Origin of the sequence: Parasphingorhabdus sp., assembly GCF_039939955.1 — a bacterium.
In the GTDB taxonomy this organism is placed as follows: Bacteria; Pseudomonadota; Alphaproteobacteria; order Sphingomonadales; family Sphingomonadaceae; genus Parasphingorhabdus.
This window is the reverse complement of sequence record NZ_JBDVHS010000006.1, coordinates 307,461-328,792: the sequence shown is the minus strand read 5'-3', so window position 1 is coordinate 328,792 and position 21,332 is coordinate 307,461. Positions and strand designations below refer to the sequence as shown.

Annotated in this window: 24 protein-coding genes; 18 read left to right on the top strand and 6 right to left on the bottom strand. The window is 54.7% G+C overall.

Translation table 11 applies throughout. From position 1 onward, the window contains the following. The first annotated feature begins 42 nt into the window (after positions 1-42). The 3 genes from ABJG22_RS12765 to ABJG22_RS12755 all read left to right on the top strand — a co-directional run bounded on the left by ABJG22_RS12765 (position 43) and on the right by ABJG22_RS12755 (position 2,372). On the top strand, positions 43-999 hold the full coding sequence (locus tag ABJG22_RS12765) for an alpha/beta hydrolase (RefSeq protein ID WP_348020650.1): 957 nt from the start codon (positions 43-45) through the stop codon (positions 997-999). Beyond that, positions 996-2,111 carry an FAD-binding oxidoreductase gene (locus ABJG22_RS12760; protein WP_348020649.1) on the top strand — a complete coding sequence of 372 codons (1,116 nt, stop codon included), beginning with the start codon at positions 996-998 and terminating at the stop codon, positions 2,109-2,111. Before ABJG22_RS12765 ends, ABJG22_RS12760 begins: the two co-directional genes overlap by 4 nt. An 84-nt stretch (positions 2,112-2,195) precedes the next feature. Beyond that, positions 2,196-2,372 carry a DUF1508 domain-containing protein gene (locus ABJG22_RS12755; protein WP_348020920.1) on the top strand — a complete coding sequence of 59 codons (177 nt, stop codon included), beginning with the start codon at positions 2,196-2,198 and terminating at the stop codon, positions 2,370-2,372. Between the two features lie 9 nt (positions 2,373-2,381). On the opposite strand, the gene rnhA is transcribed toward ABJG22_RS12755, so the two are convergent. Genes rnhA through ispH form a run of 3 tightly spaced genes read right to left on the bottom strand, consistent with a single transcriptional unit; the run spans position 2,382 to position 4,752 of the window. Beyond that, positions 2,382-2,837 (bottom strand): ribonuclease HI, encoded by a 456-nt coding sequence (gene rnhA / locus ABJG22_RS12750; RefSeq protein ID WP_348020648.1) that lies wholly within the window; start codon positions 2,835-2,837, stop codon positions 2,382-2,384. Then, complete coding sequence (thrB, locus tag ABJG22_RS12745; protein WP_348020647.1) at positions 2,834-3,793, bottom strand: homoserine kinase; 960 nt, start codon at positions 3,791-3,793, stop codon at positions 2,834-2,836. The genes rnhA and thrB overlap by 4 nt, the downstream gene beginning before the upstream one ends. After that, on the bottom strand, positions 3,793-4,752 hold the full coding sequence (ispH, locus tag ABJG22_RS12740; protein WP_348020646.1) for a 4-hydroxy-3-methylbut-2-enyl diphosphate reductase: 960 nt from the start codon (positions 4,750-4,752) through the stop codon (positions 3,793-3,795). The genes thrB and ispH overlap by 1 nt, the downstream gene beginning before the upstream one ends. A gap of 161 nt (positions 4,753-4,913) precedes the next feature. Here ispH and ABJG22_RS12735 point away from each other — a divergent pair, with 161 nt between their 5' ends. From ABJG22_RS12735 to tatC, 9 genes are all read left to right on the top strand, one after another. Next, a complete protein-coding gene (locus tag ABJG22_RS12735; protein WP_348020919.1) occupies positions 4,914-5,570 on the top strand; it encodes a hypothetical protein in 657 nt (218 codons plus the stop codon). A 72-nt stretch (positions 5,571-5,642) separates the two neighbouring features. Then, entirely contained in the window at positions 5,643-7,364 is a 1,722-nt protein-coding gene (gene argS, locus ABJG22_RS12730) for an arginine--tRNA ligase (protein ID WP_348020645.1), read from the top strand. A 27-nt stretch (positions 7,365-7,391) separates the two neighbouring features. After that, positions 7,392-8,030 (top strand): SPOR domain-containing protein, encoded by a 639-nt coding sequence (locus ABJG22_RS12725; protein WP_348020644.1) that lies wholly within the window; start codon positions 7,392-7,394, stop codon positions 8,028-8,030. A 112-nt stretch (positions 8,031-8,142) separates the two neighbouring features. After that, entirely contained in the window at positions 8,143-9,162 is a 1,020-nt protein-coding gene (gene nagZ, locus ABJG22_RS12720) for a beta-N-acetylhexosaminidase (protein ID WP_348020918.1), read from the top strand. After that, positions 9,159-9,944 (top strand): ScpA family protein, encoded by a 786-nt coding sequence (locus ABJG22_RS12715; RefSeq protein WP_348020643.1) that lies wholly within the window; start codon positions 9,159-9,161, stop codon positions 9,942-9,944. Before nagZ ends, ABJG22_RS12715 begins: the two co-directional genes overlap by 4 nt. Positions 9,945-9,990: 46 nt before the next feature. Further along, positions 9,991-10,644 (top strand): SMC-Scp complex subunit ScpB, encoded by a 654-nt coding sequence (scpB, locus tag ABJG22_RS12710; RefSeq protein WP_348020917.1) that lies wholly within the window; start codon positions 9,991-9,993, stop codon positions 10,642-10,644. Between the two features lie 25 nt (positions 10,645-10,669). After that, on the top strand, positions 10,670-10,900 hold the full coding sequence (locus ABJG22_RS12705; protein ID WP_348020642.1) for a twin-arginine translocase TatA/TatE family subunit: 231 nt from the start codon (positions 10,670-10,672) through the stop codon (positions 10,898-10,900). Positions 10,901-10,935: 35 nt separating this feature from the next. After that, positions 10,936-11,310, top strand: coding sequence for a Sec-independent protein translocase protein TatB (gene tatB, locus ABJG22_RS12700; RefSeq protein ID WP_348020641.1), 375 nt, complete (start codon positions 10,936-10,938; stop codon positions 11,308-11,310). After that, positions 11,307-12,083 (top strand): twin-arginine translocase subunit TatC, encoded by a 777-nt coding sequence (gene tatC, locus ABJG22_RS12695; protein ID WP_348020640.1) that lies wholly within the window; start codon positions 11,307-11,309, stop codon positions 12,081-12,083. Before tatB ends, tatC begins: the two co-directional genes overlap by 4 nt. A gap of 48 nt (positions 12,084-12,131) precedes the next feature. Here the strand turns inward: tatC and ABJG22_RS12690 are convergent, their stop codons facing one another. After that, entirely contained in the window at positions 12,132-14,333 is a 2,202-nt protein-coding gene (locus ABJG22_RS12690; RefSeq protein ID WP_348020639.1) for a TonB-dependent receptor, read from the bottom strand. Between the two features lie 141 nt (positions 14,334-14,474). On the opposite strand from ABJG22_RS12690, the gene ABJG22_RS12685 reads away from it, so the two are divergent. The 3 genes from ABJG22_RS12685 (at position 14,475) to ABJG22_RS12675 (ending at position 16,965) form a co-directional block, all read left to right on the top strand. Then, complete coding sequence (locus ABJG22_RS12685; protein WP_348020638.1) at positions 14,475-14,939, top strand: VOC family protein; 465 nt, start codon at positions 14,475-14,477, stop codon at positions 14,937-14,939. 65 nt (positions 14,940-15,004) lie between these two features. After that, complete coding sequence (purT, locus tag ABJG22_RS12680; RefSeq protein ID WP_348020637.1) at positions 15,005-16,195, top strand: formate-dependent phosphoribosylglycinamide formyltransferase; 1,191 nt, start codon at positions 15,005-15,007, stop codon at positions 16,193-16,195. Between the two features lie 71 nt (positions 16,196-16,266). Then, positions 16,267-16,965: a glutathione S-transferase family protein gene (locus ABJG22_RS12675; protein ID WP_348020636.1), complete on the top strand. Its 699-nt coding sequence runs from the start codon at positions 16,267-16,269 to the stop codon at positions 16,963-16,965. A gap of 19 nt (positions 16,966-16,984) precedes the next feature. Here ABJG22_RS12675 and ABJG22_RS12670 read toward each other — a convergent pair whose 3' ends face one another. Then, complete coding sequence (locus ABJG22_RS12670; protein WP_348020635.1) at positions 16,985-17,902, bottom strand: AEC family transporter; 918 nt, start codon at positions 17,900-17,902, stop codon at positions 16,985-16,987. A 21-nt stretch (positions 17,903-17,923) separates the two neighbouring features. Further along, entirely contained in the window at positions 17,924-18,775 is an 852-nt protein-coding gene (locus ABJG22_RS12665) for a crotonase/enoyl-CoA hydratase family protein (RefSeq protein ID WP_348020634.1), read from the bottom strand. Positions 18,776-18,952: 177 nt separating this feature from the next. Between ABJG22_RS12665 and ABJG22_RS12660 the strand changes: the two genes are divergently transcribed. The 3 genes from ABJG22_RS12660 (at position 18,953) to ABJG22_RS12650 (ending at position 21,101) form a co-directional block, all read left to right on the top strand. After that, positions 18,953-19,948 (top strand): cysteine synthase A, encoded by a 996-nt coding sequence (locus tag ABJG22_RS12660; RefSeq protein ID WP_348020633.1) that lies wholly within the window; start codon positions 18,953-18,955, stop codon positions 19,946-19,948. After that, positions 19,938-20,309, top strand: coding sequence for a hypothetical protein (locus tag ABJG22_RS12655; RefSeq protein ID WP_348020632.1), 372 nt, complete (start codon positions 19,938-19,940; stop codon positions 20,307-20,309). The genes ABJG22_RS12660 and ABJG22_RS12655 overlap by 11 nt, the downstream gene beginning before the upstream one ends. 117 nt (positions 20,310-20,426) lie before the next feature. Next, positions 20,427-21,101: a hypothetical protein gene (locus ABJG22_RS12650; RefSeq protein ID WP_348020631.1), complete on the top strand. Its 675-nt coding sequence runs from the start codon at positions 20,427-20,429 to the stop codon at positions 21,099-21,101. The last annotated feature ends 231 nt before the right edge of the window (positions 21,102-21,332 follow it).

The following is a 21,332-nucleotide window of genomic DNA, read 5'->3' as shown; positions in this document are numbered from 1 at the left end:
CGGTTTTCATCTTCCGAAATGGTGCCAACGATAAAGCGTGATATGACAGACTTGAAAGATGAACGTTTTGATCGCCGGTCGATTCCGACAGATGCAGTAGAAGAGACCTGGACCGGGCCTGATGGCTGGGAATTCCGGAAGTTGGATTGGCAGCAGGACAACCCACGCGGTTCGATTTTATTCATGACCGGGCGGGCCGACTTTTACGAAAAATATCTTGAAGCCTTTCATGATTTCTATGCGCGTGGATGGAATGTGACTTCGGTTGACTGGCGTGGGCAGGGCGGATCAGGGCGCTGCGGCCCGCACCCGCATGTCGGCCACATTGACGACTTTTCCACCTGGGTGGGGGATCTGGTAGCCTTGTTTAATGACTGGAGCACTAGTCATTCCGGGCCCCATGTTGTGCTAGGTCACAGCATGGGCGGGCATCTCGTGCTGCGGGCGCTGACCGAGAAACTTATAAGTCCTGATGCTGTGATATTAAGCGCCCCGATGCTTGCGCTTGCGGGCGGCGGGATGCCGGAATGGGCAGCGCAATCGATTGCGAAGATCATGTGCGTCATCGGCCGCGCTGAACGTCGCGCTTGGAAGGCGGTCGAAAAACCGCTGGAACCACAAGTGTTGCGACAAGGTTTGCTGACTCACGATGCGGACCGATATTCGGACGAGTTTTTCTGGTTCCGTGAGCGTCCCTTTGTACGTTTGGGTCCGGGAAGCTGGCAATGGGTTGAACGGACCTATGCCTCAACCAAATTGCTGAGAAACCGAAAAAGGCTGACGCAGATGGGTACGCCCATTCTTGTACTTGCGACGTCGAGTGACGAACTTGTCGATCATCCCACGATCAAGCGTGCTGTGCATCTTATACCGAAGGCCGAAATGAAACTATTCGGTCCGGAAGCCGCGCATGAGATTCTGCGCGAAGCGGATGCTGTACGGGATGATGCGTTGCATGCCTGTTTTGCATTTCTGGATAGGGTGGTACCCAAAGCGTGAAACACTATGACGTTGTTATAATCGGTGCCGGTATTGCCGGAGCCAGCATCGCCTCTGAAATTGGCGCGGATCGCTCGGTCTTGTTGCTCGAAGCGGAAGACTATCCCGGCTATCATTCTACTGGTCGCTCGGCGGCTTTCTGGACAGAAAGCTATGGTGGTCCGCTGGTTCAGCCCCTGACATCCGCTTCCAGAGAATTTCTGGAAAATCCGCCACCAGACTTTTCACAGAATAGCTTTCTTAGCCCACGCGGCGCGGTCAATATTGCGCAAGATCATGAAAAAGCACTGGCAGATCAATTTCTGGCTGATTTTGCTGACAATGGTCTGACCATGGAGCGATGGGGATGGGATCAGACCAAGTCCCTCGTTCCCAACATAAAGTCGGTGTGGAATCATACGATCTATGAACCGGATTGCTGTGATATTGATGTTGCTGCGCTGCATGCCGCCTATCTTAAGGACGCCAAGCGGAAGGCTGTGGATTTGATATGCCGGACGCGGATCACTCAAATCGAGAAAGATGATCGTGGGTGGCTATTGTCCGATGGGGATGAAAGCTATCATGCCACTATATTAGTCAACGCGGCTGGCGCATGGGTGGATAGTATTGCCCGGATGGCCGATGCGAAGCCGATTGGTATTCAGCCTTTGATCCGCAATATGGTTCAGATCGAGACCGAACCGCCTTCAACATCGGCGATGCCTTTGGTCGTCGGGCTTGATGGCAGCTTCTATTTTAAACCCGAAGCAGGCGGCGGCTATTGGCTCAGTCCCCATGACGAAACTCCAACTGAAGCAACCGATGTCGCGCCTGATGAATTGAGCGTGGCCATTGCCATCGACCGTTTTGAAAAAGTGATGGATGTGGAGGTTAAGCGGGTCACGGGCAAATGGGCGGGCTTGCGCAGCTTCGCGCCGGACCGCTTGCCTGTTGTTGGTTTTGATGCTGCGGTAGCCGATTTTTTCTGGTTTGCCGGGCAAGGGGGCTTCGGTATTCAGACCGCCCCGGCAGCCGCGAAGCTGGCCCGGTCGGTTCTGCTCGGACAGCCGGTAGATGAGAGCCTGCAAAGCGTTGATGCCAGCCTATATGCGGCTTCGCGCTTTTCTTGAGACACATTGTTTTACAACTCGGTCGTTGCACTGGCACTCGGATTGCCTATTATTTTAGTAATGCAACCGAAGGAGAGCATGAAAATGGCACATAAGTTTGAAATTTGGAAAGACAAGAAGGGCGAGTTCCGGGTTCGCTTCAAATATAATAGCGAAATCATTTTCTCGACCGAAGGCTATTCCAACAAAGCCGGCGCGCAAAATGCGATTAGTTCGATCCAGAAAAATGGACCGGCCGCTGAAATCGAAGACAATAGCTAGGTCATAATCCTAGTAACTGCTGCGAGCGATGTTGATAGCAGCATCGCTCGCCAGCTGATCGGCGCGCTCATTGTCAGCATCGCCGGCATGACCCTTTACCCAAACCCACTCGATCTGGTGCGGCTCAACCGCCTTTAGCAGATCCTGCCAGAGATCGGCATTTTTGACTGGCTTTCTCGCCGCTGTCCGCCAGCCGTTCTTCTGCCAACCAAAAATCCACTTGGTAATGCCATCTTTGACATAGGTGCTGTCTATAGACAGCTTCACCTTGCAGGGGCGCTTAAGTGTATTGAGGGCTTCGATTGCCGCGCGTAATTCCATGCGGTTGTTGGTCGTTTCCGGTTCCCCGCCCGCAATTTCCTTTTCCTTGTCACCAAAGCGGATTAACGCGCCCCAGCCGCCTGGTCCGGGATTGCCCTTGCATGCGCCATCGGTGGCGATCTCGACAATTTGGGTTTCGGTCATATTGCAAAAACATCCGGATGGGTTTGATAATATTCCAGCCTGTTAAGAAAGGCTTGCGGGTCTTTGCGGGTGACCAGCGCATCGGCTGGCGTGTTGATCCAGTCATAGGCACGGGTCAGTAAAAAGCGCAATGCCGCTCCGCGGGCGAGCAGCGGAAGAGCTTTGCGTTCCGCATCACTGATCGGAAAGGTTGATGCATAGCCGGTGATCAATGCTTGCGAAATCTTATCGTGGAAATCGGTGCCGTCTTCGGAAAAGCACCAGGCCGCGTGGGTGACAGCAAGATCATAGGCGCGGACATCTGTGCAGGAAAAATAAAAGTCGATCAGGCCGCTAATCTTGTCGTCCAGCATCAACACATTGTCGGGAAAAAGATCGGCATGAATGGCCGCGCGTGGTAGATCATGGGGCCAATGTTCATCGAGATAATCGAGTTCCTGCGCTATTGCCGTGGCCAAACCTGGTGCAATTTTGTCGAGCTGCGCAGGGCCACATTGTTCCGCCAAAGCCCGCCAGCCATCATGATCCAGAACATTGCGCCGTTCCTGATCAAAATCTGCAAGTGCCCGATGCATGTCCCCCAAGGCTTCACCCATCGCTGCGGCATGAGTCGTTGTTGGGCTGCTAACGGATACTCCGGAAAGAAAGGTGATCAGACAGGCACTGCGTCCGCAAAGCTGCTGAATTTTCTTGCCTTCTCGGTCGGCAATCATCGGCGGTACGAGACAACCATGTGCCGATAGATGGTCGAGCAGAGCGATAAAGAACGGGAGGTCCGCCGGATCAACCCGCTTTTCGTATAATGTCAAAATATACTTATCTTGCGTTGTTTCGAGCAGGTAGTTGCTGTTCTCAACGCCTTCGGCAATGCCTTTGACAGACACGAGCGTGCCGACGTCGAAGCGGGTGAGGAAGCGGTCGATTTCCTCTGCGCTAACTTGTGTATAGACGGCCATCAGGCGGCTTCGAGCCCACGCGGAAGTTTGAACACCATATTTTCGTCGGCGGTCGTGACCTTTTCTTCGTTCACTTCGAAATATTCCTCGAGCAAGTGCCTGACTTCATGGACCAGAATTTCCGGCGCGGAGGCGCCTGCGGTCAATCCTAATTTGTCGACGCCGTCAAACCACGCAAGGTCGATTTCTTCCGCGCGCTGGATCAATTTCGCTTCTGCGCCTAGGCGTTCGGCAACTTCTACCAAGCGCAGGCTGTTGGAGCTATTGGGCGCGCCAATGACCAATACGAGTTGGCAGGATTTTGCGATTTCTTTCACCGCGTCCTGACGATTGGAAGTGGCGTAACAAATATCTTCGCCTTTTGGCCCGACAATGCTGGGGAAGCGGGCCTGCAGCGCTTCGACGATCTCGCGGGTGTCATCGACCGACAGGGTTGTCTGGGTCAGGAACGAGAGTGCATCGGGATCTTCCGGTTTCAGCGCTTCAACGTCCTCGAGCGTTTCAACCAACGTCATTTGTCCCTCTTCGACCTGGCCGAAGGTGCCAATGACTTCAGGGTGATTGGCATGGCCGACGAAAACAATATGTCGCCCGGCTTCGGTTTGCCGTTCTGCCTGACGATGGACTTTGGAGACAAGCGGGCAGGTCGCATCCAGATATTCCAAGCCGCGCTCTTCCGCTTTATGCGGCACTGCTTTGGGAACACCGTGGGCGGAAAATACCACCGGAACGCCGTCGGGTACCTCGTCTAGTTCTTCAATAAATATCGCACCCAGTTTCTTCAATTCATCCACGACATAGCGGTTATGGACGATTTCGTGCCGCACATAGACGGGCGAGCCATATTTTTTGATGGCCAGTTCGACGATTTTTATCGCCCGGTCGACGCCCGCGCAAAAGCCGCGCGGCGCAGCCACAAGCAAGTCAATCTGCCGTTTTTGCTTATCTGAGTGAATCATGTTGTAAGCCTTAGGGAATAACTGCACCGGCGAAAAGCCTGTCTGTTCATCTTCTGGACGGTTGCACCGGATTAAAGGCCCAGATAAGGGTTGCGAAACTTTTATCGATGCGCATGAAGCCTATGTGTGTTGCCCGGGATCAAAGGCAAGGATTAAGAATGATGGCGAATGGCCGATTGAAAAAAATGGTTTTGGCAGCGGTCGCAGTTTTGGCTGTTTCCGGTTGTGCAAAAGACGGCGCGCTTGACGTCAGTGCGGGCGTTGGCGTCTCGGTCACTCGATCAGGCTGCCCTCCAGTTGCGGTTCCCGACCATACGGGGGACATCACCGTCTTCAATCCGGTGACCAGCACCGATGCCCGGGCCATTGATGTGGTAGCAAATATCACCAACGTGCGTTCTACTTGTAATAGTGAAAGCGAACGAATTTACACCGAAGCGACGTTTGATGTTCATGCGTCGCGTATTGATCCTACCGGCGCGCGCACGGTTACGGTTCCTTATTTCTCTACCGTCGTCCAAGGCGGTACTGCCGTTGTGGCAAAGCGGGTCAATAATGTGACGCTGCAATTTGCTGATGGTCAATATCGTGCTTCTGCTTCGGCCAAGGCTGGTTCCTATGTTGACGCTTCCGCAGCGCGTTTGCCGGAAGAGGTGATTGAACGGTTGACGCGGAAACGCAAAGCTGGTGACCCCGATGCAGCACTTGATCCTTTGGCAGACCCTGCCATCCGGGCGGCTGTGGCACGATCTTCTTTCGAGCTTCTCATCGGTTTTCAGTTAACCCAGGCACAGCTGCAATATAACGCTACCCGATAAGCTTGCCTGAATTGATTAATAATCTTGCCTGATCCACTCGGGCTCCATTTCCTATGATGAATTGAGCAAATCATGCTGTTCCAGATTTTTCAGAAGCATATTGATGCGATATTGGATGAACTCGTTGAAGCAGGGGTTCTTACCGTTGATATTGACCGTTCCAATGTCGCCCTAGAGCCGCCCCGCGACCCAGCGCATGGTGACCTGTCGACCAATGCGGCGATGGTCCTGTCGAAAGCCGCTGGTATGAAACCGCGCGACTTGGCCGAAAAAATCACGGAAAAGCTTGGCCTGTTGGAGGATGTGCAATCGGCGGAGATCGCTGGCCCTGGTTTTATCAACTTGCGGGTTGCCGGGCCCGTGCTGCTGGGCGAACTTCTGGAAATTGCACAGCTTGGTTCGGAATATGGCCGGTCGAACAAGGGAGATGGCATTACCGTCAACGTTGAATATGTCTCTGCCAATCCAACAGGGCCGATGCACATGGGCCATTGTCGCGGCGCGGTGGTTGGTGACGCGCTGGCGGACTTGCTGGAGGCTGTCGGGCATAAAGTGATCCGCGAATATTATGTCAACGATGCCGGGTCGCAGGTCGATACGCTCGCTCGTTCGGCACATTTGCGTTATTTGGAGGCGCTTGGTGAAGATATAGGCGCGATACCTGAGGGTCTTTATCCCGGTGACTATTTGAAGCCTGTTGGCGAAGCTTTGGCTACCGAGTTTGGCGATAAATATAAGGAAGCGGCTGAATCGGATTGGCTGCTCATTTTCCGTAAGGCTGCGGTCGAGAAGATGATGGACATGATCCGCTCGGATCTGGCCATGCTGGGTATAAAGCATGATGTTTTCTCGTCCGAAGCGGAACTGCATGATGCGGGCAAAGCGGATATTGCGGAAGCCGAATTGCGGGCCCGAGACCTTGTTTATGACGGGGTGCTGGAGCAGCCCAAAGGCAAGGTGATTGAGGATTGGGAAGCAGTGGAGCTACCGTTGTTCCGGTCAACCCAATTTGGCGATGATCAGGACCGTCCAATCAAAAAATCCAATGGTCGGTGGACCTATTTTGGCGGGGATTTAGCCTATCATTTTCAAAAGGCGCAATCCGCAGATGAGTTGATCGATATCTGGGGTGCTGATCACAGTGGTACCGTCAAGCGGATCAAGGCAGCCGTGGCCGCATTGACCAAAGGCAAGACCAAATTTGATGTGAAACTGGTTCAGATGGTGCGCCTGTTGCGTAACGGCGAACCGGAGAAAATGTCGAAACGTTCCGGCAAATTTGTCACCATTGCGGATATGGTTGACGAAGTGGGCAAAGATGCCGTGCGCTTCACCATGTTGACCCGCAAGGCAGATGCCCAAATGGACTTTGATTTTGCGAAGGTGATGGAAGCCTCCCGCGACAATCCAGTCTTCTATGTGCAATATGCCCATGCCCGGATTCAATCGACTTTGCGCAAAGCGGCAGACGAAGGGGTGACACCTTCGACCGGTCAGCTTGATCAGCTTGGTGACGAGGAAATGGATCTCATCAAATTGGCCGCGCAATTCCCTCGCATTGTCGAAGCGGCAGCGGCTTCACGGGAACCGCATCGAGTCGCATTTTATCTAAACGATCTCGCAGCGGCTTTTCATGCTTATTATAATCTGGGCAATGATCGGCCAGAAAAGCGGATCATAATGGTTAACGACCCTGCAATGACATCTGCGAGGCTTTTCTTAGCCAAGAATATCGGGCAGACTATAAAGAATGGCCTTGCTCTGATGGGTGTAGAGGCCGCAGAATCTATGTGATCAGCCCTTTGGCTTACGGAGCTTAAAATGTCAGACACAACCCACGAGAGTCTTGATCTGGACGACGACGATCGTCTGCCTTGGTTGGAATCGGCCGAAGATTATGATGACGACGGAGAATATTCTCCGATCCGCGTGGCCTTGTTCGTTGCATTTGCATTGCTTCTTTTGGCGGCCATCGTTGGCGGCATCTATTGGTGGCAGAAGGGCAATGGCGGAGGCTTGGACGGTGAGGGTGAATTGATCACGGTTCAGGAAGGCGATTATAAGGTTCGTCCCGATGATCCGCAGGCGAAGACGTTTGAAGGCGAAGGCGACGCAAGCTTTGCCGCCAGCGAAGGTCAGGAGACACCCGCGCAAATGGGCAATCCTGTTGAAGCGGAAGTGCCCATCCGTAAGGCCGATGCCGAACCCGCTGCGGATGATGCTGAGACAGCGTTGATCCAGCTTGGTGCGTTCAGTTCAGCGAGCCTCGCTGACAACAGCTGGTCAGGCTATGCGCGGCGTTTTGAATCGATCGGAGCGCTTCCAAAGAAGATTCTGCAAGGCACGGTCGATGGCGGCACGATTTATCGGTTGAATGCAGTGGCTCCAAGTCGCGATGCAGCGCGGGAGATATGCAATAATCTGAAGGCTGCGGGTGAAAGCTGCCTTGTCGTTCGCTAGTTTTTGAGCAATTGGTGGTTGAAGCGCTGTGGATAACGGTGCTTTCGTCTTTACCCGGCGTCGAAACAGCGCGATTATAAGATATGTTGCGTGAAAAGACTTCATCATGGCTATGACACCGGCAGTTTTCGGGATCGCGGGCTTAGGCCTGACCGCTGACGAAAAAGCATTTTTTCGGGATAGCGATCCGGCGGGCTATATCATTTTCGGCCGTAATATCGAAACCAAGGCGCAATTGCGGGCGCTTACCGATGACCTGAGGGCAATTCATGGCCGCGATGATCTCGCCATATTGATCGATCAGGAAGGCGGCCGCGTCGCGCGGATGCAGGAACCGATTTGGCCGAAATTTCCGTCGGGCGAAATATTCGACAAGCTATATGATATCGCGCCTGCGACAGCGATTGAGGCGGCTCGGCTCAATGCCCAAGCCATTGCCGTGAGCATGCGTGAAGTCGGGATAACAGTTGATTGTTTGCCGCTTTTGGACGTTCGTCAGCCGGACGCGAATAACGTCATTGGTGACCGCGCTTTGGGAAGCGAACCGATGCGGGTTGCCGCGCTTGGCCGTGCGATTTTGGATGGGCTGCAACGCGGCGGAGTGGTCGGTGTGGTCAAACATTTGCCCGGTCATGGCCGTACCAGCGTCGATACGCATAAGGCTTTGCCGACGGTGACGGCCAGCGATGAAGAGCTAGAGCTTGATCTCGCCCCGTTCAAAACATTGAATATGGCCCCGATGGGCATGACCGGCCATCTGCTGTTTACCGCCTGGGACGCAGAGACACCTTCGACGCTTTCGAAAACGGTGGTGCAGGACATCATCCGCGACCGGATTGGTTTCGATGGCCTCCTGTTTACCGATGATCTGGATATGGAAGCGCTTTCGGGAACGGTGCCGGAGCGGGCCGAACGCGCGCAGGCTGCGGGCTGTGATATCGCGCTCAATTGCTGGGCCAAGATGGATGACATGACGGGGATTGCCGAACGTCTGTCACCTATGTCGGAGAAAACACAGCAGCGTCTGAACCACGCAATGGCAACGATTTCGGACACGAAGGATGACGAGATCGATGATGAACTGACGGGCCTGCTTGCCCGCCGCGATGAGCTTATGGCAGCGACGGTATGAGCGACGAGGCGGAAACAGAAAGCTTCTTTTTCCCGCCCGAAACGGTGGCCTCTGATGAAGCTGCGCTGACTCTGAGCATTGACGGCTGGGAAGGGCCACTTGATTTGCTGCTCGCCTTAGCGCGCAATCAAAAGGTGGATTTGCGCGAGATATCCATCCTTGAGCTGGTTCAGGAATATCTGAAATATATCGCGAGTGCCCAGACGCTAAAGCTCGAACTGGCTGCGGATTATCTGGTGATGGCGGCTTGGCTGACCTTTTTGAAGTCCGGGCTTTTGCTGCCCCGCGATCCAGAAATTGATCCATCGCCGGAAGAGCTGGCTCTGCGCCTTCAGATGCGGCTGGAACGGTTGAATGCGATGCGGGAGTCGGGGGCTCGTCTGCTTGCGAGGGATCGGATCGGCCGGGATGTCTTCATGCGCGGTGCGCCCGAAGGGCTGCGGGTCGTGAAAGAGCGCCAGTGGCAGGCAGAATATTATGACCTGATTTCAGCTTATTCTCGGGTGAAGATGCGCAGCGCTCCGGCTATTCACGTCGTTCGGCAGCGGATGGTCATGACTCTCGAGGACGCACTGGCCCGGGTGTCGCTGATGCTGGGCGAGACGATTGAGTGGACGGATATTCGGCATTTTCTTCCGCCGGGGTCTCCACCAGAACTCAGAAAATCGGCGCTTGCGTCGAGCTTTCTCGCGACGTTGGAATTGGCGCGGCAAGGGAAGTTGGAACTGCAGCAGGAAGGCAGTTTTGCACCGCTTAGAATAAAGGCGACGACACATGGGTGAACATGACACCGAAGATACTGACTCTACCGAATCGACGGCAGACGCGATGGATATTGGTAAGCGTGCGGTCGAGGCGACGCTGTTTGCTTCGGAACAGCCGATGACCATAGCCGATATGAAGGCCTATGTTGGGGATGAGTTTGATATTCGCCAGATATTGGCGGATTTGCAGGCGGATTATCAGGACCGCGGGATTGTCCTGATCAAAACCGGTGACCGTTGGCATTTTCAGACTGCACAGGATCTTTCCCATCTCTTGCGGCGGGAACGGTCCGAACTGCGGAAGCTCAGCCGCGCCGGGATGGAAACATTGGCTATCATTGCTTATCATGAACCGGTCAGCCGCGCGGAAATCGAGGCGATAAGGGGCGTTCAGGTTGCCAAGGGCACGCTCGATGTATTGATGGAGGCGGGATGGGTGCGTCCGGCGGGTCGTCGCGAAGTTCCGGGCCGACCGCTGATTTACGCGACTACGGCTGACTTTCTAACGCATTTTGGTCTGCAGAGCCGCAAGGATCTGCCGGGTATTGATGACTTGAAGGCCGCAGGATTGCTGGACCCTGTTGATCTTGTGCTGGAACAAATGGAACTGGAGGCCGAAGCAGAGCATGAAGCACAAAAGGCTTCAGAAGAGTCCGACGTGCGAGAGATTGCAGATGATGATGGTGTTTTGCTGGAAAATGAGATCGAAAGCGCTTAAATAGAGGGCATAAGGAGAAAATCCCATGCAACCGAGTGTTTGGCAGATTTTAATTGTAGCGGCGTTGGTGCTTATTCTGTTCGGCCGGGGCCGGATTTCAGAGATGATGGGCGATGTTGGTAAAGGCATTCGTTCGTTCAAAAAGGGCATTACCGAGGAAGAGGCAAATGCTGCCAATCCCGCCCCAAAGATCGATAATAAGACCAGCGATGCGTCAGCTGACGCCAGCAAGACCGCCGATAAAACGGCCGGTTGATCAGGTCGGCCCCCCACTATTGGGTCGCATAGAACATGTTTGATCTTTCCATATCCGAGATCGCGATTATCGTGATCATTGCCACTGTTGTGATTGGGCCCAAGGAATTGCCGCGGGCGCTCGCAACGGCAGGGAAATGGATGGCCAAAGCGCGCGGCATTATGGGCAATTTCCGCACCGGGCTTGATGCCATGGTTCGCGAAGCAGAGCTTCAGGAAATGGAAAAGAAATGGGCATCCGAAAATGAACGGATCATGGCCGAACATCCAGCGCTCCCAGATGACAGTGTAGCGGGTGATGGCGTTACGGAAGAACCCCTGATGGAGCCATTGGATGGACCTTCCGCGGATGAAACCGATCCCGCTGACGACCGGCCGGAATTGCCGCCCGAAGGTGATGCCAAGCCATGAACGATCCTAGCAAACCGGGATTGGATGATAGTAAAGCCCCGCTGATCGAGCATCTAATTGAGTTGCGCCAGCGGATGCTGTGGTCGGTGGCCGCATTGGTTGTCGCCTTTCTTGTCAGCATCGTTTTTGCGGACGAAATCTTTGGCATACTCGTCCAGCCGCTGACCGATGCTTTCCCCGCGGGTGAAGGCAAATTGATCTATACGAAGCTTTACGAGGCCTTTTTCGTCGAGATTAAGGTAGCGATGTTTGCTGCCTTTTTTGTGGCCTTCCCGATCATTTCCAACCAGCTTTGGGCCTTTGTCGCACCGGGCCTCTATGCGAATGAGAAGAAGGCTTTTCTTCCCTTTCTTATTGCAACGCCATTGCTGTTCATGGCGGGCGCATCGCTGGCCTATTATATCGTTATGCCGACCGCATTCCGTTTTTTCCTGGGGTTTGAAGGGCAGGTCGGTGGGTTAACGCAAGAAGCCTTACCAGCCATGGGAGACTATCTGTCGCTGGTGATGCAGTTCGTTCTGGCGTTTGGCGTGTGTTTTCAGCTGCCGGTTCTGCTCCTCTTGCTCAACAGCGCGGGGATAGTGACGAGGCAGCAATTGAAGAGCATGCGTCGCTATATGGTGGTCGCTGCCTTTGCTTTGGCCGCAATCCTGACGCCGCCGGACGTGGTGTCGCAGCTAATGCTCGGGATACCGTTGATCTTGCTATACGAGGTGTCGCTTGCGATCATGTGGCTTACCGAACGAAAAAAGAGCAAAATAACTTCGCCCTGATTTCGTCCGCTAATATAGCCGATACCGTTTTCTGTTTGGCAAAATTACCTAGAAACTAAACTTCGCACTTATGCGAAAGTCGCGACCGGAAAGCGGCACATAGTCCTTGGTGAAGGATGCATGTCGACGGGCTTTGACGTCGAAAATATTATTGGCCGAGGCGAGCAATGTGACGCCGCCCTGCTTTCCAAAAGGCCGCCACGCTGCAGATGCATTGACCATGGTGAAACTGTCGGTCGAGGTTTCGAACGCCGCGACTTTTCTCTGGCTATCAGACCATTCGACTTCGGCGCGCAGGTCAAAGCTGTCACTTTGCGCTTCGATCCCGCCCAGCAAGCGCAATGGCGGGATGCGCGGTACGGGGCCGCCAGCATTGTCAATTTTAGCGCGGACATAGTCGGCGACACCATCGACGATGAAATCAAAACCAGCAGCCCGGCCGACAACTGCCGACGCTGACGCTTCCAAACCATAATAGGTCGCGTCCCGCTGGAAATATTGGAAGACCGGCAGGCCGTCTTCTTCGGCGCCGGTTTCCGCCTCGAAAATATAGTCATCGAAGAAATTGGCGTAAACGGTCGCGCTCAGCTGGACATTGTCACTATCCCAACGAGCATAAAGCTCGCCGCCCCAGCTTTTTTCGGTGGAAAAATTGGGGTTGCCGATTTCATAGGCCTGGGTGGCGATATGGGGGCCGTCGGACAGCAGCTCTTCTGCCGAAGGCGCGCGCTCCGACCGTGAGAGATTGACGCCGGCTTTGAAAGCGCTGTCGTCAGGAGCATAGGCAAAGCCCAAAGCGCCCGAGAATGCGTTGAAGCTGCGATCAAAATTGATGCTGTTGGCGCTGATGTCGGTCTGATCGAAGCGCAGCGCTCCTTCCACTTCCCAACTACCGAGATCGACTTCCTGGACCGTGAACAATGCCCAGCTTTCGAGGCTGTTCTTGGGAACGAAGGCTTCGGCACCAACAGCATTGAAGTCTCGTGCGAGGACCTGCGTGCCGATCACCCCACGCCAGCCGTCATGGTCCGCTTGAACCAGTTCGGCGCGCGCTTCGATACCCGACACGGAAAAGACCGTACCAATTTCATCGCCTTCAAATTCCGTATGTTCATAGTCGGAATAGCCGGCGCGGAAGTTCAGGGACTCAAAGAAACCGCCAAGATTGACGCCGCCGCGCAGATCGGCGCGGATCTGTTTCAGACCGATCGTGACCGGGCCTTCTTCATGCTCGTCCTCGTCATGATCATCATCGTGATCATCATCGTCGTGGTCGTCATGATCATCGTCGTGGTCGTCATGATCTTCATCTTCTTCCTCGCCATGAGCATGTTCTGCGCCAGGTCGTCCCGGTACGCCATAGTCCGAGTCATAATAGCTCACGGAGATGCCGAGATGACCACCATCGTCAATAAAGGCGAGGCCGGCACCGGCGGTGTAGGTCTGGTTTGCGCTATTCGCGATCCGTCCTTGCTGATTGGCGGCTTCGTTCAGCTCTTCCGCTTCCTCGAGATGACCTTCTTCGGTTTCCTCAGCCGCATCGGCCAGCAAGTCAGCACGCAGGTCGGGTGATAGGACAAAGCCCGGGATCCGCACATCACCGCTGTCGCGGTAGCTGCCGTCGGCATGGATCACCAGCTTGGAGCTCAGGGGTACATCGACCGAACCAGCCAGGCTCCAGTCATCGGCTGCGCTGCCATAGCCGCCGATCGCGTCGACATGAATGGCATCATCGGGAATATCGCGCGGAATGCGTTTGTCGATGACGTTGACCGCGCCGCCAATGGCATCGCCGCCAAAGAGCAGGACCGCAGGGCCGCGCAGGACCTCGACCCGCTGGGCAGTGAGCGGATCAATGGTCACCGCATGGTCCACCGAAGTGTTGGAGGCATCCAGCGAACCGATGCCGTCGGTCAATACGCGCACACGCGGTCCTTGGAAGCCACGCAATACCGGTCGCGAGGAGCCGGGGGCAAAACTGGTCGACGAAACGCCAGGAAGGGACGTCAGCGTGTCACCGATCTGGCCGCGCATATCTTCGGCAAGATCGTCACCGGACAGCACCGAGGTGCCGGCCAATATGTCGAGCTGGTCTACATAGGGCGCCGTGACGACGATCATATCGTTGCCATGAAAATCATCAGAGAGGCCGCTGGTGCGTTGGGCAGGGGCGTCATTTTGCTGAGCGAAAGCTGGCGAAATGGGAAGTGCCAAGACTGCGACGGAAATCAGTAGTTTTCTATGTGACAAGATAATCTCTTCTATGTTGGGGGCTGGAATTGATGCTTAGATAGCCTCGATGATATGATATATCAATTCTTAATTTGACCGGAGTCGGTAAAATGAGATTATTTTGCTATAAATGGCCTTTAACCAGATAGGATGGTGATCATGGCGGAGTGGAGAGAAGACGGATATCATAGCGTTACCCCGTATATCACGGTGGATGATGCTGAGGCGGCGATCGAATTTTATACCAAGGCTTTTGACGCGATCGAGCATATGCGCCTGCCGATGGGTGACAAGATCGGCCATGCCGATCTGCTGATTGGCGATAGCCATGTGATGTTGTCGGACGAGTTTCCCGAGATGGATAAGCTGGGACCTAATAAGCGGGGAGGGGCGACGGCCAGCTTGATGATCTATGTCCCCGATGTCGATGCCGCGTTTGCGCAAGCCGTTGCCGCGGGCGCAGAAGTCGTCCGCCCTGTGGAGGATCAGTTCTTCGGAGACCGTTCCGGCTGGGTGAAAGATCCATTCGGGCACGAATGGAGCCTGTCGACCCATATCGAAGATGTCTCGGAGGAGGAAATAGCGCGGCGCATGGAAGAGATGATGAAAGGTGAGGGAGGATAGTCAAATTCGTCATCCTGAGACAAGTTCAGGATGACGGGACCACTGACTTTGGTTATGGGCAATCCATGACCTACACCAAAAAAATCCTACTCCTCGGCTCGGGCGAATTGGGCCGCGAATTTGTTATATCCGCTAAACGGTTGGGGGCTTATGTCATTGCCTGTGACGCCTATGACAATGCGCCTGCGATGCAGGTCGCGGACGGTCGCGAGATATTCTCGATGCTCGACGGTGAAAAGTTGCGCGGGGCGATTGAAAAGCATCGGCCTGATCTTATCGTCCCCGAGGTCGAGGCGATCCGCACCGAAATATTGGCAGATATGGAGGCAGAGGGGTTCCATGTCGTGCCATCAGCCCGCGCGACCCAGCTGACGATGAACCGCGATGCGATCCGCGATGTTGCGGCCAAGGAACTGGGCCTGACCACTTCGCGCTACCATTATGCCGAAAGCTTTGCCGAAGTTGCCAGCGCGGCCGCGGATATCGGTCTGCCGTTGGTGATCAAGCCGGTGATGTCCTCCTCCGGCAAGGGGCAGAGCAAGGTCGACAGCACCGACAAATTGGAAGAAGCATGGAACTATGCTGTTGCCAATATGCGTGGTGACCGCGCGCGGGTGATTGTCGAGCAATTTATCGATTTCGATTACGAGATTACCTTGCTCACCGTTCGCACCCGCGATGGCGTGCTCTTCTGCCCGCCAATCGGCCATCGGCAGGAACGTGGTGATTATCAGGAAAGCTGGCAACCGGCGGCGATGACCGATGCGGCGCTCGCTTCGGCTCAGGATATGGCGCGCAAGGTCGTCGAAAATCTGGGCGGCGGCGGTAAGGGCTGGGGCCTATTCGGCGTTGAATTTTTCGTCACCAAACAAGGTGAAGTGATCTTCTCCGAGCTCAGCCCGCGCCCCCATGACACCGGTATGGTTACCTCCATTGGCCAGAATCTCAGCGAATTCGATCTCCACGCCCGCGCCATCATGGGGCTGCCGGTCCCGTATATCGCGCTCACCGCGCCAGCCAGCGCCAGCGCGGTGATTCTGGCAGACCGGGACAGCGAGCAGTTTGAATTTACTGGCGTGGCGGAAGCATTGGCGCTGGGCAGCGAAGGCGCGGAAACGGATGTACGGATTTTTGGGAAGCCGGTAACACGGCCTTACCGGCGGATGGCTGTGGCCTTGGCGACAGGTGCGGATACGGATGCGGCGCGGGCATTGGCGAAGGAAGCAGCGGATACAGTGGTGATTGTTCATCGCTGAGGGTGCGAGAGGCTCTTCCCAATCTCTAAACAATCCGCCAAAGACCTTCCAAACATCAGGAGAAAACACCCATGACTGCATCCCTCGTCCTCTACGGCTCGCCTCTGTCTCCCTTCCAGCGCAAGGTGGAGGCGGTGATGGCGCTCAAAGGGCTCGATTATGATTGCGACGACGTCAATGTCATGGGCATGCCAGATTGGTATAAGGAAATCAGTCCGCTCGGTCGCATTCCGTCGCTGCGGGATCGGGACATTGCCGAAGAAGGCCCTGCCGGAACGATCACCGATAGTTCGGCGATTTGCGGCTATCTGGAAAAACGACAGCCGGAACCGGCGGTCTATCCCGCCGATGCCTTTGACCATGGCCGGGCGCTGTGGCTTGAGGAATATGCCGATACCGGACTGGCGATGGCTGGTGGGCTAGGTCTCTTCCGACCGATCATCTTCAATCTGTTCCAGCGCAAGGAGCCCGATCTCGAAACGGCGCGCAAGACCTGGAACGAGAAGCTGCCGCCGCTGTGGGACTATCTCGAACAATATCTCGATGGCGGTTCCTATTTCATCGGCGACACCATCACGATTGCCGACATATCCGTCGCGGCGCAGATCGCCCAGACGGAAATGCTCGCCGGATTACCGGACAAGTCGCGCTGGCCGTCGCTGGTAGCGCATTTCGAGGCGATGAAGGCGCATGACTGTTTCCAGCGCAACAACGCAGGTTGCGGCAAGATGTTAGCGAAGATAGTGCCGGAAAAGTTCGACCTGAGCTAGGCGAGGCAACGCGCGTTTTTTAAGCCTGTATCAACAGATAAAGCGCGTATATCACCGGCATGGACAGGACGGAGAACACCGTCTGTACCGCGATCAGATTGGCCGACAAGGTCGCATCGCCGCCCAGTTGGCGTGCCAATATATAGCCGCTGCTTGCTGTCGGTGTGGCCGCAGCGATCATGACAATCGCCAAACTGTCTGGTGCGAGGTTGAGCAGTAGTCCGGCGGCCAGAGCCACGAGCGGGAAGCCGAGTAAGCGCACTGCCGACCATGTCAATGTCGTGTGGCCCGCCCGTTTGAAAGCGTCGATATCCACCGCTGCGCCGACCACCAGCAGGCCGAGCGCCAGCGTGGCTTGACCCAAGATGTCGAGGGTTTTTTCCGCTATGCCGGTGGGTGCCATGCCCAACAGATTGAGCGCTATGCCGATCACGCAGCCGATGATTAGCGGGTTGCGGACCATATCCATCACCACATGCGGTTTTTGCTCGCCGCTGTCGCGAGCGAAATGGGTCAGGGCCAGCACCGAAATGACGTTTGCGGTTGGGGTCAGAACCGCGACTGCGATCGCCATCAGGGCTAATCCCGGCTCGCCGAACAAGGAACTGGCAATGGACAGGCCGACAAATGTATTCCAGCGCACATTGGACTGAATGATCGAACCTTTTCGCGGTCCGTCGTCAGCCCGTTTGGCGAACAACCCTAGAATCGCAAGCGCCACTTGCGAGCCAATCAGCACCAGTACCATGGCCCAGGGCATGATTTCAAAAGAGGCACTGGCCAGCACATTGACAATCAGCGCCGGGAAAAAGACGAAGTACACCAGCTTTTCGATCGCGCGCCATCCGTCAACGGACCGAAAATTCCTGTGCGCCAGAAGCCATCCCAATATGGTGACCAGAACCACCGGGATCAGGGCATATATAAAGCTTATCATCGATGGATCGCGCGTGCGAGACTACATCGGTGTGGTTCGGAGCGGCAGCAGATCGGGAAAGTCCGGTTCGCGCTTCTCGCTCATTGCGGCAACTGCCTCCTGAATATGCGATGGCGGGAACATGCCGGCGTTCCATACGCCGATATAGTCCAGCGTGTCCGCCGTATCATGGTCGCGGCCATAGTTGATCAGCACCTTGCATCCGGTAACCGCCAGTGGCGATTTGGATGCGATTTCCCTGGCGGTTTCCATGACATGGGCCAGGCAGTCTTCCTGCGTTTCAAACACGTCGTTGACCAGTCCGATTTCCTTTGCTTTCGCGGCGTCGATCCGGCGGCCGGTATAGGCCATCTCTTTGACCCAGCCTTCGGGAATATAGCGCTGCAGGCGTGGGAAGGTGCCGACATCAGCGGTCATACCAATATTGGTTTCCTGTATGCAGAAAACCGCATCCTTGGTGCACCAGCGAATATCGCCTGCGCTGATCATGTCGATCGCGCCACCGATGACGGCGCCGTGCAGCGCGAATAATACGGGTATGCGGGCTTCTTCCAAAGCGTTGAAACTATGCTGGATTTGTTTGACGTTGGAACGGAACATTTCCGCCAGCACATGCTTGTCGGCACCGTCAATCTTGTTGTCGGGCTGGGGGGCGAAAACCGAAAGGTCCATGCCGGCCGAGAAATGCTTGCCGGTGGAGCTTATGACGATGACTCGCGCCCGGGCATTGATGTCGATATCCTCGACAATCTCGGGCAAATCATTCCAGAAGGCCTTGTTCATGCTGTTGAGCTTTTCCGGACGGTTCATCCGAATATGGGCGATGCCATTGTCTATTTCGACATCGAAACATTCATATTTTTTCTCAACCATGATGCTCTTCTTCCTGTGGTTCGTCTGAATTTATCAGTGGCCTAGCATGATAATCCTTTGCTGCGTACTGACAATTTGTTCGATTTCCATTGGGTGGCGTTTGACTAAAGCAATGCTATCGGGCCTAAAAAAGCTTCGCGCTTGCCGCGCGAAAATGTGCATACTATGTATCGGTCTATGACCATAATCCCAAACACACTCGAACTTATTGGCAACACACCGCTTGTCCGTCTTGAAACCGCTAGTGCGGAGGCGGGTTGCGATATTTATGGCAAGTGCGAATTTGCCAATCCCGGTGCGTCGGTAAAAGACCGTGCTGCGCTGTATATCATTCAGGACGCTGAAGAGCGCGGGTTGCTTAAGCCGGGCGGCAGAATTGTCGAGGGAACCGCTGGCAATACAGGTATTGGCATCGCATTGGTTGCCAATGCCAAGGGGTATAAATCCACCATTGTCATGCCCGAAACCCAGAGCCGTGAGAAAATGGACACGCTGCGGGCGCTTGGCGCAGAGCTGATCACGGTGCCGGCTGCACCTTATTCAAATCCCGGCCACTTCGTTCACACATCGCGCCGTCTCGCGGAAGAGACAGAAGGGGCTGTTTGGGCCAACCAGTTTGACAATGTCGCCAACCGCCGTTCGCATATCGAGACAACGGCGGAGGAAATCTGGGCACAGATGGACGGCAAGGTTGATGGCTTTACTTGCGCTGTCGGAACGGGTGGCACACTGGCTGGCGTAGGCATGGGGCTAAAGGCAAAGGATGAGAATATAGCCATTGCTCTGTCTGATCCACATGGGGCGGCTCTATACGAATATTATGCCAATGGTGAGCTTAAGTCCGAAGGCAGTAGCGTTGCAGAAGGTATCGGGCAGGGACGGATTACCGGCAATCTGGAAGATGCGCCTGTGGACCGGCAATATCGCATTTCCGATGAGGAAGCGCTGGTTTGGGTTAAGCGGCTGCTGATTGAAGAAGGCATGTGTCTTGGCCTGTCATCGGGCGTTAATGTTGCTGGCGCTATTGCCTTGGGTAAGGAGCTAGGACCGGGAAGCCGGGTTGCCACGATCTTATGTGATACCGGTTTTCGTTATCTATCTTCGCTCTACAACGCCGCTTGGCTGAAAGAAAAAGGACTGCCAGTTTTCCCTTGGCTGGATAATGATGGATAAGCAAGCTGAAGATCCAGATCGCGAAGATACGATGCAACGCATTCAGGTCGGCGTGATTGGCTTGGCCGTGATGCTGCTGCTGGTCAGCATCGCCAATTTCGTAATTGAGCTGGCTAGTGATGAGCAAACAGTGATTGAAGAATTGCAGAGTGAAGAGGCGGGCAATGCCTTTCCGGTTGCCAGCACTCCCGAAGAGAAGCCGGCCGAGCCACTAGCCGAATTGGGTATCACCCCGGCACCGGAGCCGGAAATAGAACAACCCGAAGTTGAAGCTCCGGCTGCTAATCTTCCGGGGCAGATCGTTCCGGATTTGAAACCTGATCCAAATTTGGATGCGCCAATGGATCAGGAGCAACAATAGTTGCGGGGTTTCTGGCAGGCACTGCCATTGGCCATTTTTGCGCTACTGACGTTGACGCAGTGTAGCGCCGCTGAGTCCGCGTCTGATCCCGCACAAGCAAAGCCCCAGATTCAATTGATGACAAGTCTTCCGTTGGTTTGGGGAGAGGGCGCTTCGATGGAATCCATCCTGTCCGGTCGTTCGGAACCCGCGCTCATTTATCAATATTGGCTGGAGCAATATGATATTGCCGCGGTCGACAGTTTGGAAAATCTTGCGCAGGATGATCCGGATATCGTCATTCTTGCCCAGCCACGCCCCATGGATCCCGCAGACTTGACCGATCTTGATGGCTGGGTGCGTTCGGGTGGCGACGTGATCATTTTGACGGACCCTGAGCTGTTCTGGCCTTCGACATTGCCATTGGGTGATCCGCGACGGCCATTGGCGAGTGGCTTGCTCTCGCCTTTGCTCGACCATTGGGGGCTCAAACTGATTGCTGTTGCCGAAGAGAATGAAGATGTAGTCGGCCGCCGTTTTGGAGATCATTTTTTCGCTACGCGCGGAGTGGGTAGATTAGAACAGGTGATGACTAACGGCACCTCAGGCGTGGAGTGCGACGAGAGCGCAGTTGAGTTTGTCATCCAATGTTCCGTCGGAACAGGGAGGGCTTCAATCATTGCAGATGCAGATTTTCTCAACGCTGCGCTGTGGACGGATGAAGCGCGCCGTTCGCCGAAAAAAAGCGGTGCTGCCCGGTTCATCGACACATTAGTGAACGGCCATTTTGACCCCGACATAGCGGCGAACTAGGCGTATATATGGCATTTCTTGAGAAGAGACGTGGTTGTTGTGAAATGAAAATCAGAACGTGAAAATTAAAATATATATATTTCAATAAGTTAATTCTTATAACCCTTAAAATCCCGTAAAATCCCCTTCCATCCCCGCCGCTCCCCTGATAACCCTGTTTTGTTATCGGGGTATTCTTCCTGTCCGGGATTTTATTTTCGGAAGGGCGTTGAAAAGCGCGCTTTTGAAGCG

Excerpts from the sequence above, each read along its gene's own strand:
- ABJG22_RS12655 (WP_348020632.1), top strand. The coding sequence starts at position 19,938 with ATGATGGATAAGCAAGCTGAAGATCCAGATCGCGAAGATACGATGCAA.
- thrB (WP_348020647.1), bottom strand. The coding sequence starts at position 3,793 with ATGGCCGTCTATACACAAGTTAGCGCAGAGGAAATCGACCGCTTCCTC.
- ABJG22_RS12725 (WP_348020644.1), top strand. The coding sequence starts at position 7,392 with ATGTCAGACACAACCCACGAGAGTCTTGATCTGGACGACGACGATCGT.
- ABJG22_RS12765 (WP_348020650.1), top strand. The coding sequence starts at position 43 with ATGACAGACTTGAAAGATGAACGTTTTGATCGCCGGTCGATTCCGACA.
- ABJG22_RS12685 (WP_348020638.1), top strand. The coding sequence starts at position 14,475 with ATGGCGGAGTGGAGAGAAGACGGATATCATAGCGTTACCCCGTATATC.
- ABJG22_RS12650 (WP_348020631.1), top strand. The coding sequence starts at position 20,427 with ATGACAAGTCTTCCGTTGGTTTGGGGAGAGGGCGCTTCGATGGAATCC.
- ABJG22_RS12675 (WP_348020636.1), top strand. The coding sequence starts at position 16,267 with ATGACTGCATCCCTCGTCCTCTACGGCTCGCCTCTGTCTCCCTTCCAG.
- ispH (WP_348020646.1), bottom strand. The coding sequence starts at position 4,752 with ATGATTCACTCAGATAAGCAAAAACGGCAGATTGACTTGCTTGTGGCT.
- ABJG22_RS12660 (WP_348020633.1), top strand. The coding sequence starts at position 18,953 with ATGACCATAATCCCAAACACACTCGAACTTATTGGCAACACACCGCTT.
- ABJG22_RS12705 (WP_348020642.1), top strand. The coding sequence starts at position 10,670 with ATGCAACCGAGTGTTTGGCAGATTTTAATTGTAGCGGCGTTGGTGCTT.
- ABJG22_RS12715 (WP_348020643.1), top strand. The coding sequence starts at position 9,159 with ATGAGCGACGAGGCGGAAACAGAAAGCTTCTTTTTCCCGCCCGAAACG.
- ABJG22_RS12665 (WP_348020634.1), bottom strand. The coding sequence starts at position 18,775 with ATGGTTGAGAAAAAATATGAATGTTTCGATGTCGAAATAGACAATGGC.
- ABJG22_RS12670 (WP_348020635.1), bottom strand. The coding sequence starts at position 17,902 with ATGATAAGCTTTATATATGCCCTGATCCCGGTGGTTCTGGTCACCATA.
- purT (WP_348020637.1), top strand. The coding sequence starts at position 15,005 with ATGACCTACACCAAAAAAATCCTACTCCTCGGCTCGGGCGAATTGGGC.
- nagZ (WP_348020918.1), top strand. The coding sequence starts at position 8,143 with ATGACACCGGCAGTTTTCGGGATCGCGGGCTTAGGCCTGACCGCTGAC.
- argS (WP_348020645.1), top strand. The coding sequence starts at position 5,643 with ATGCTGTTCCAGATTTTTCAGAAGCATATTGATGCGATATTGGATGAA.
- scpB (WP_348020917.1), top strand. The coding sequence starts at position 9,991 with ATGGATATTGGTAAGCGTGCGGTCGAGGCGACGCTGTTTGCTTCGGAA.
- tatB (WP_348020641.1), top strand. The coding sequence starts at position 10,936 with ATGTTTGATCTTTCCATATCCGAGATCGCGATTATCGTGATCATTGCC.
- ABJG22_RS12755 (WP_348020920.1), top strand. The coding sequence starts at position 2,196 with ATGGCACATAAGTTTGAAATTTGGAAAGACAAGAAGGGCGAGTTCCGG.
- ABJG22_RS12735 (WP_348020919.1), top strand. The coding sequence starts at position 4,914 with ATGGCGAATGGCCGATTGAAAAAAATGGTTTTGGCAGCGGTCGCAGTT.
- rnhA (WP_348020648.1), bottom strand. The coding sequence starts at position 2,837 with ATGACCGAAACCCAAATTGTCGAGATCGCCACCGATGGCGCATGCAAG.
- tatC (WP_348020640.1), top strand. The coding sequence starts at position 11,307 with ATGAACGATCCTAGCAAACCGGGATTGGATGATAGTAAAGCCCCGCTG.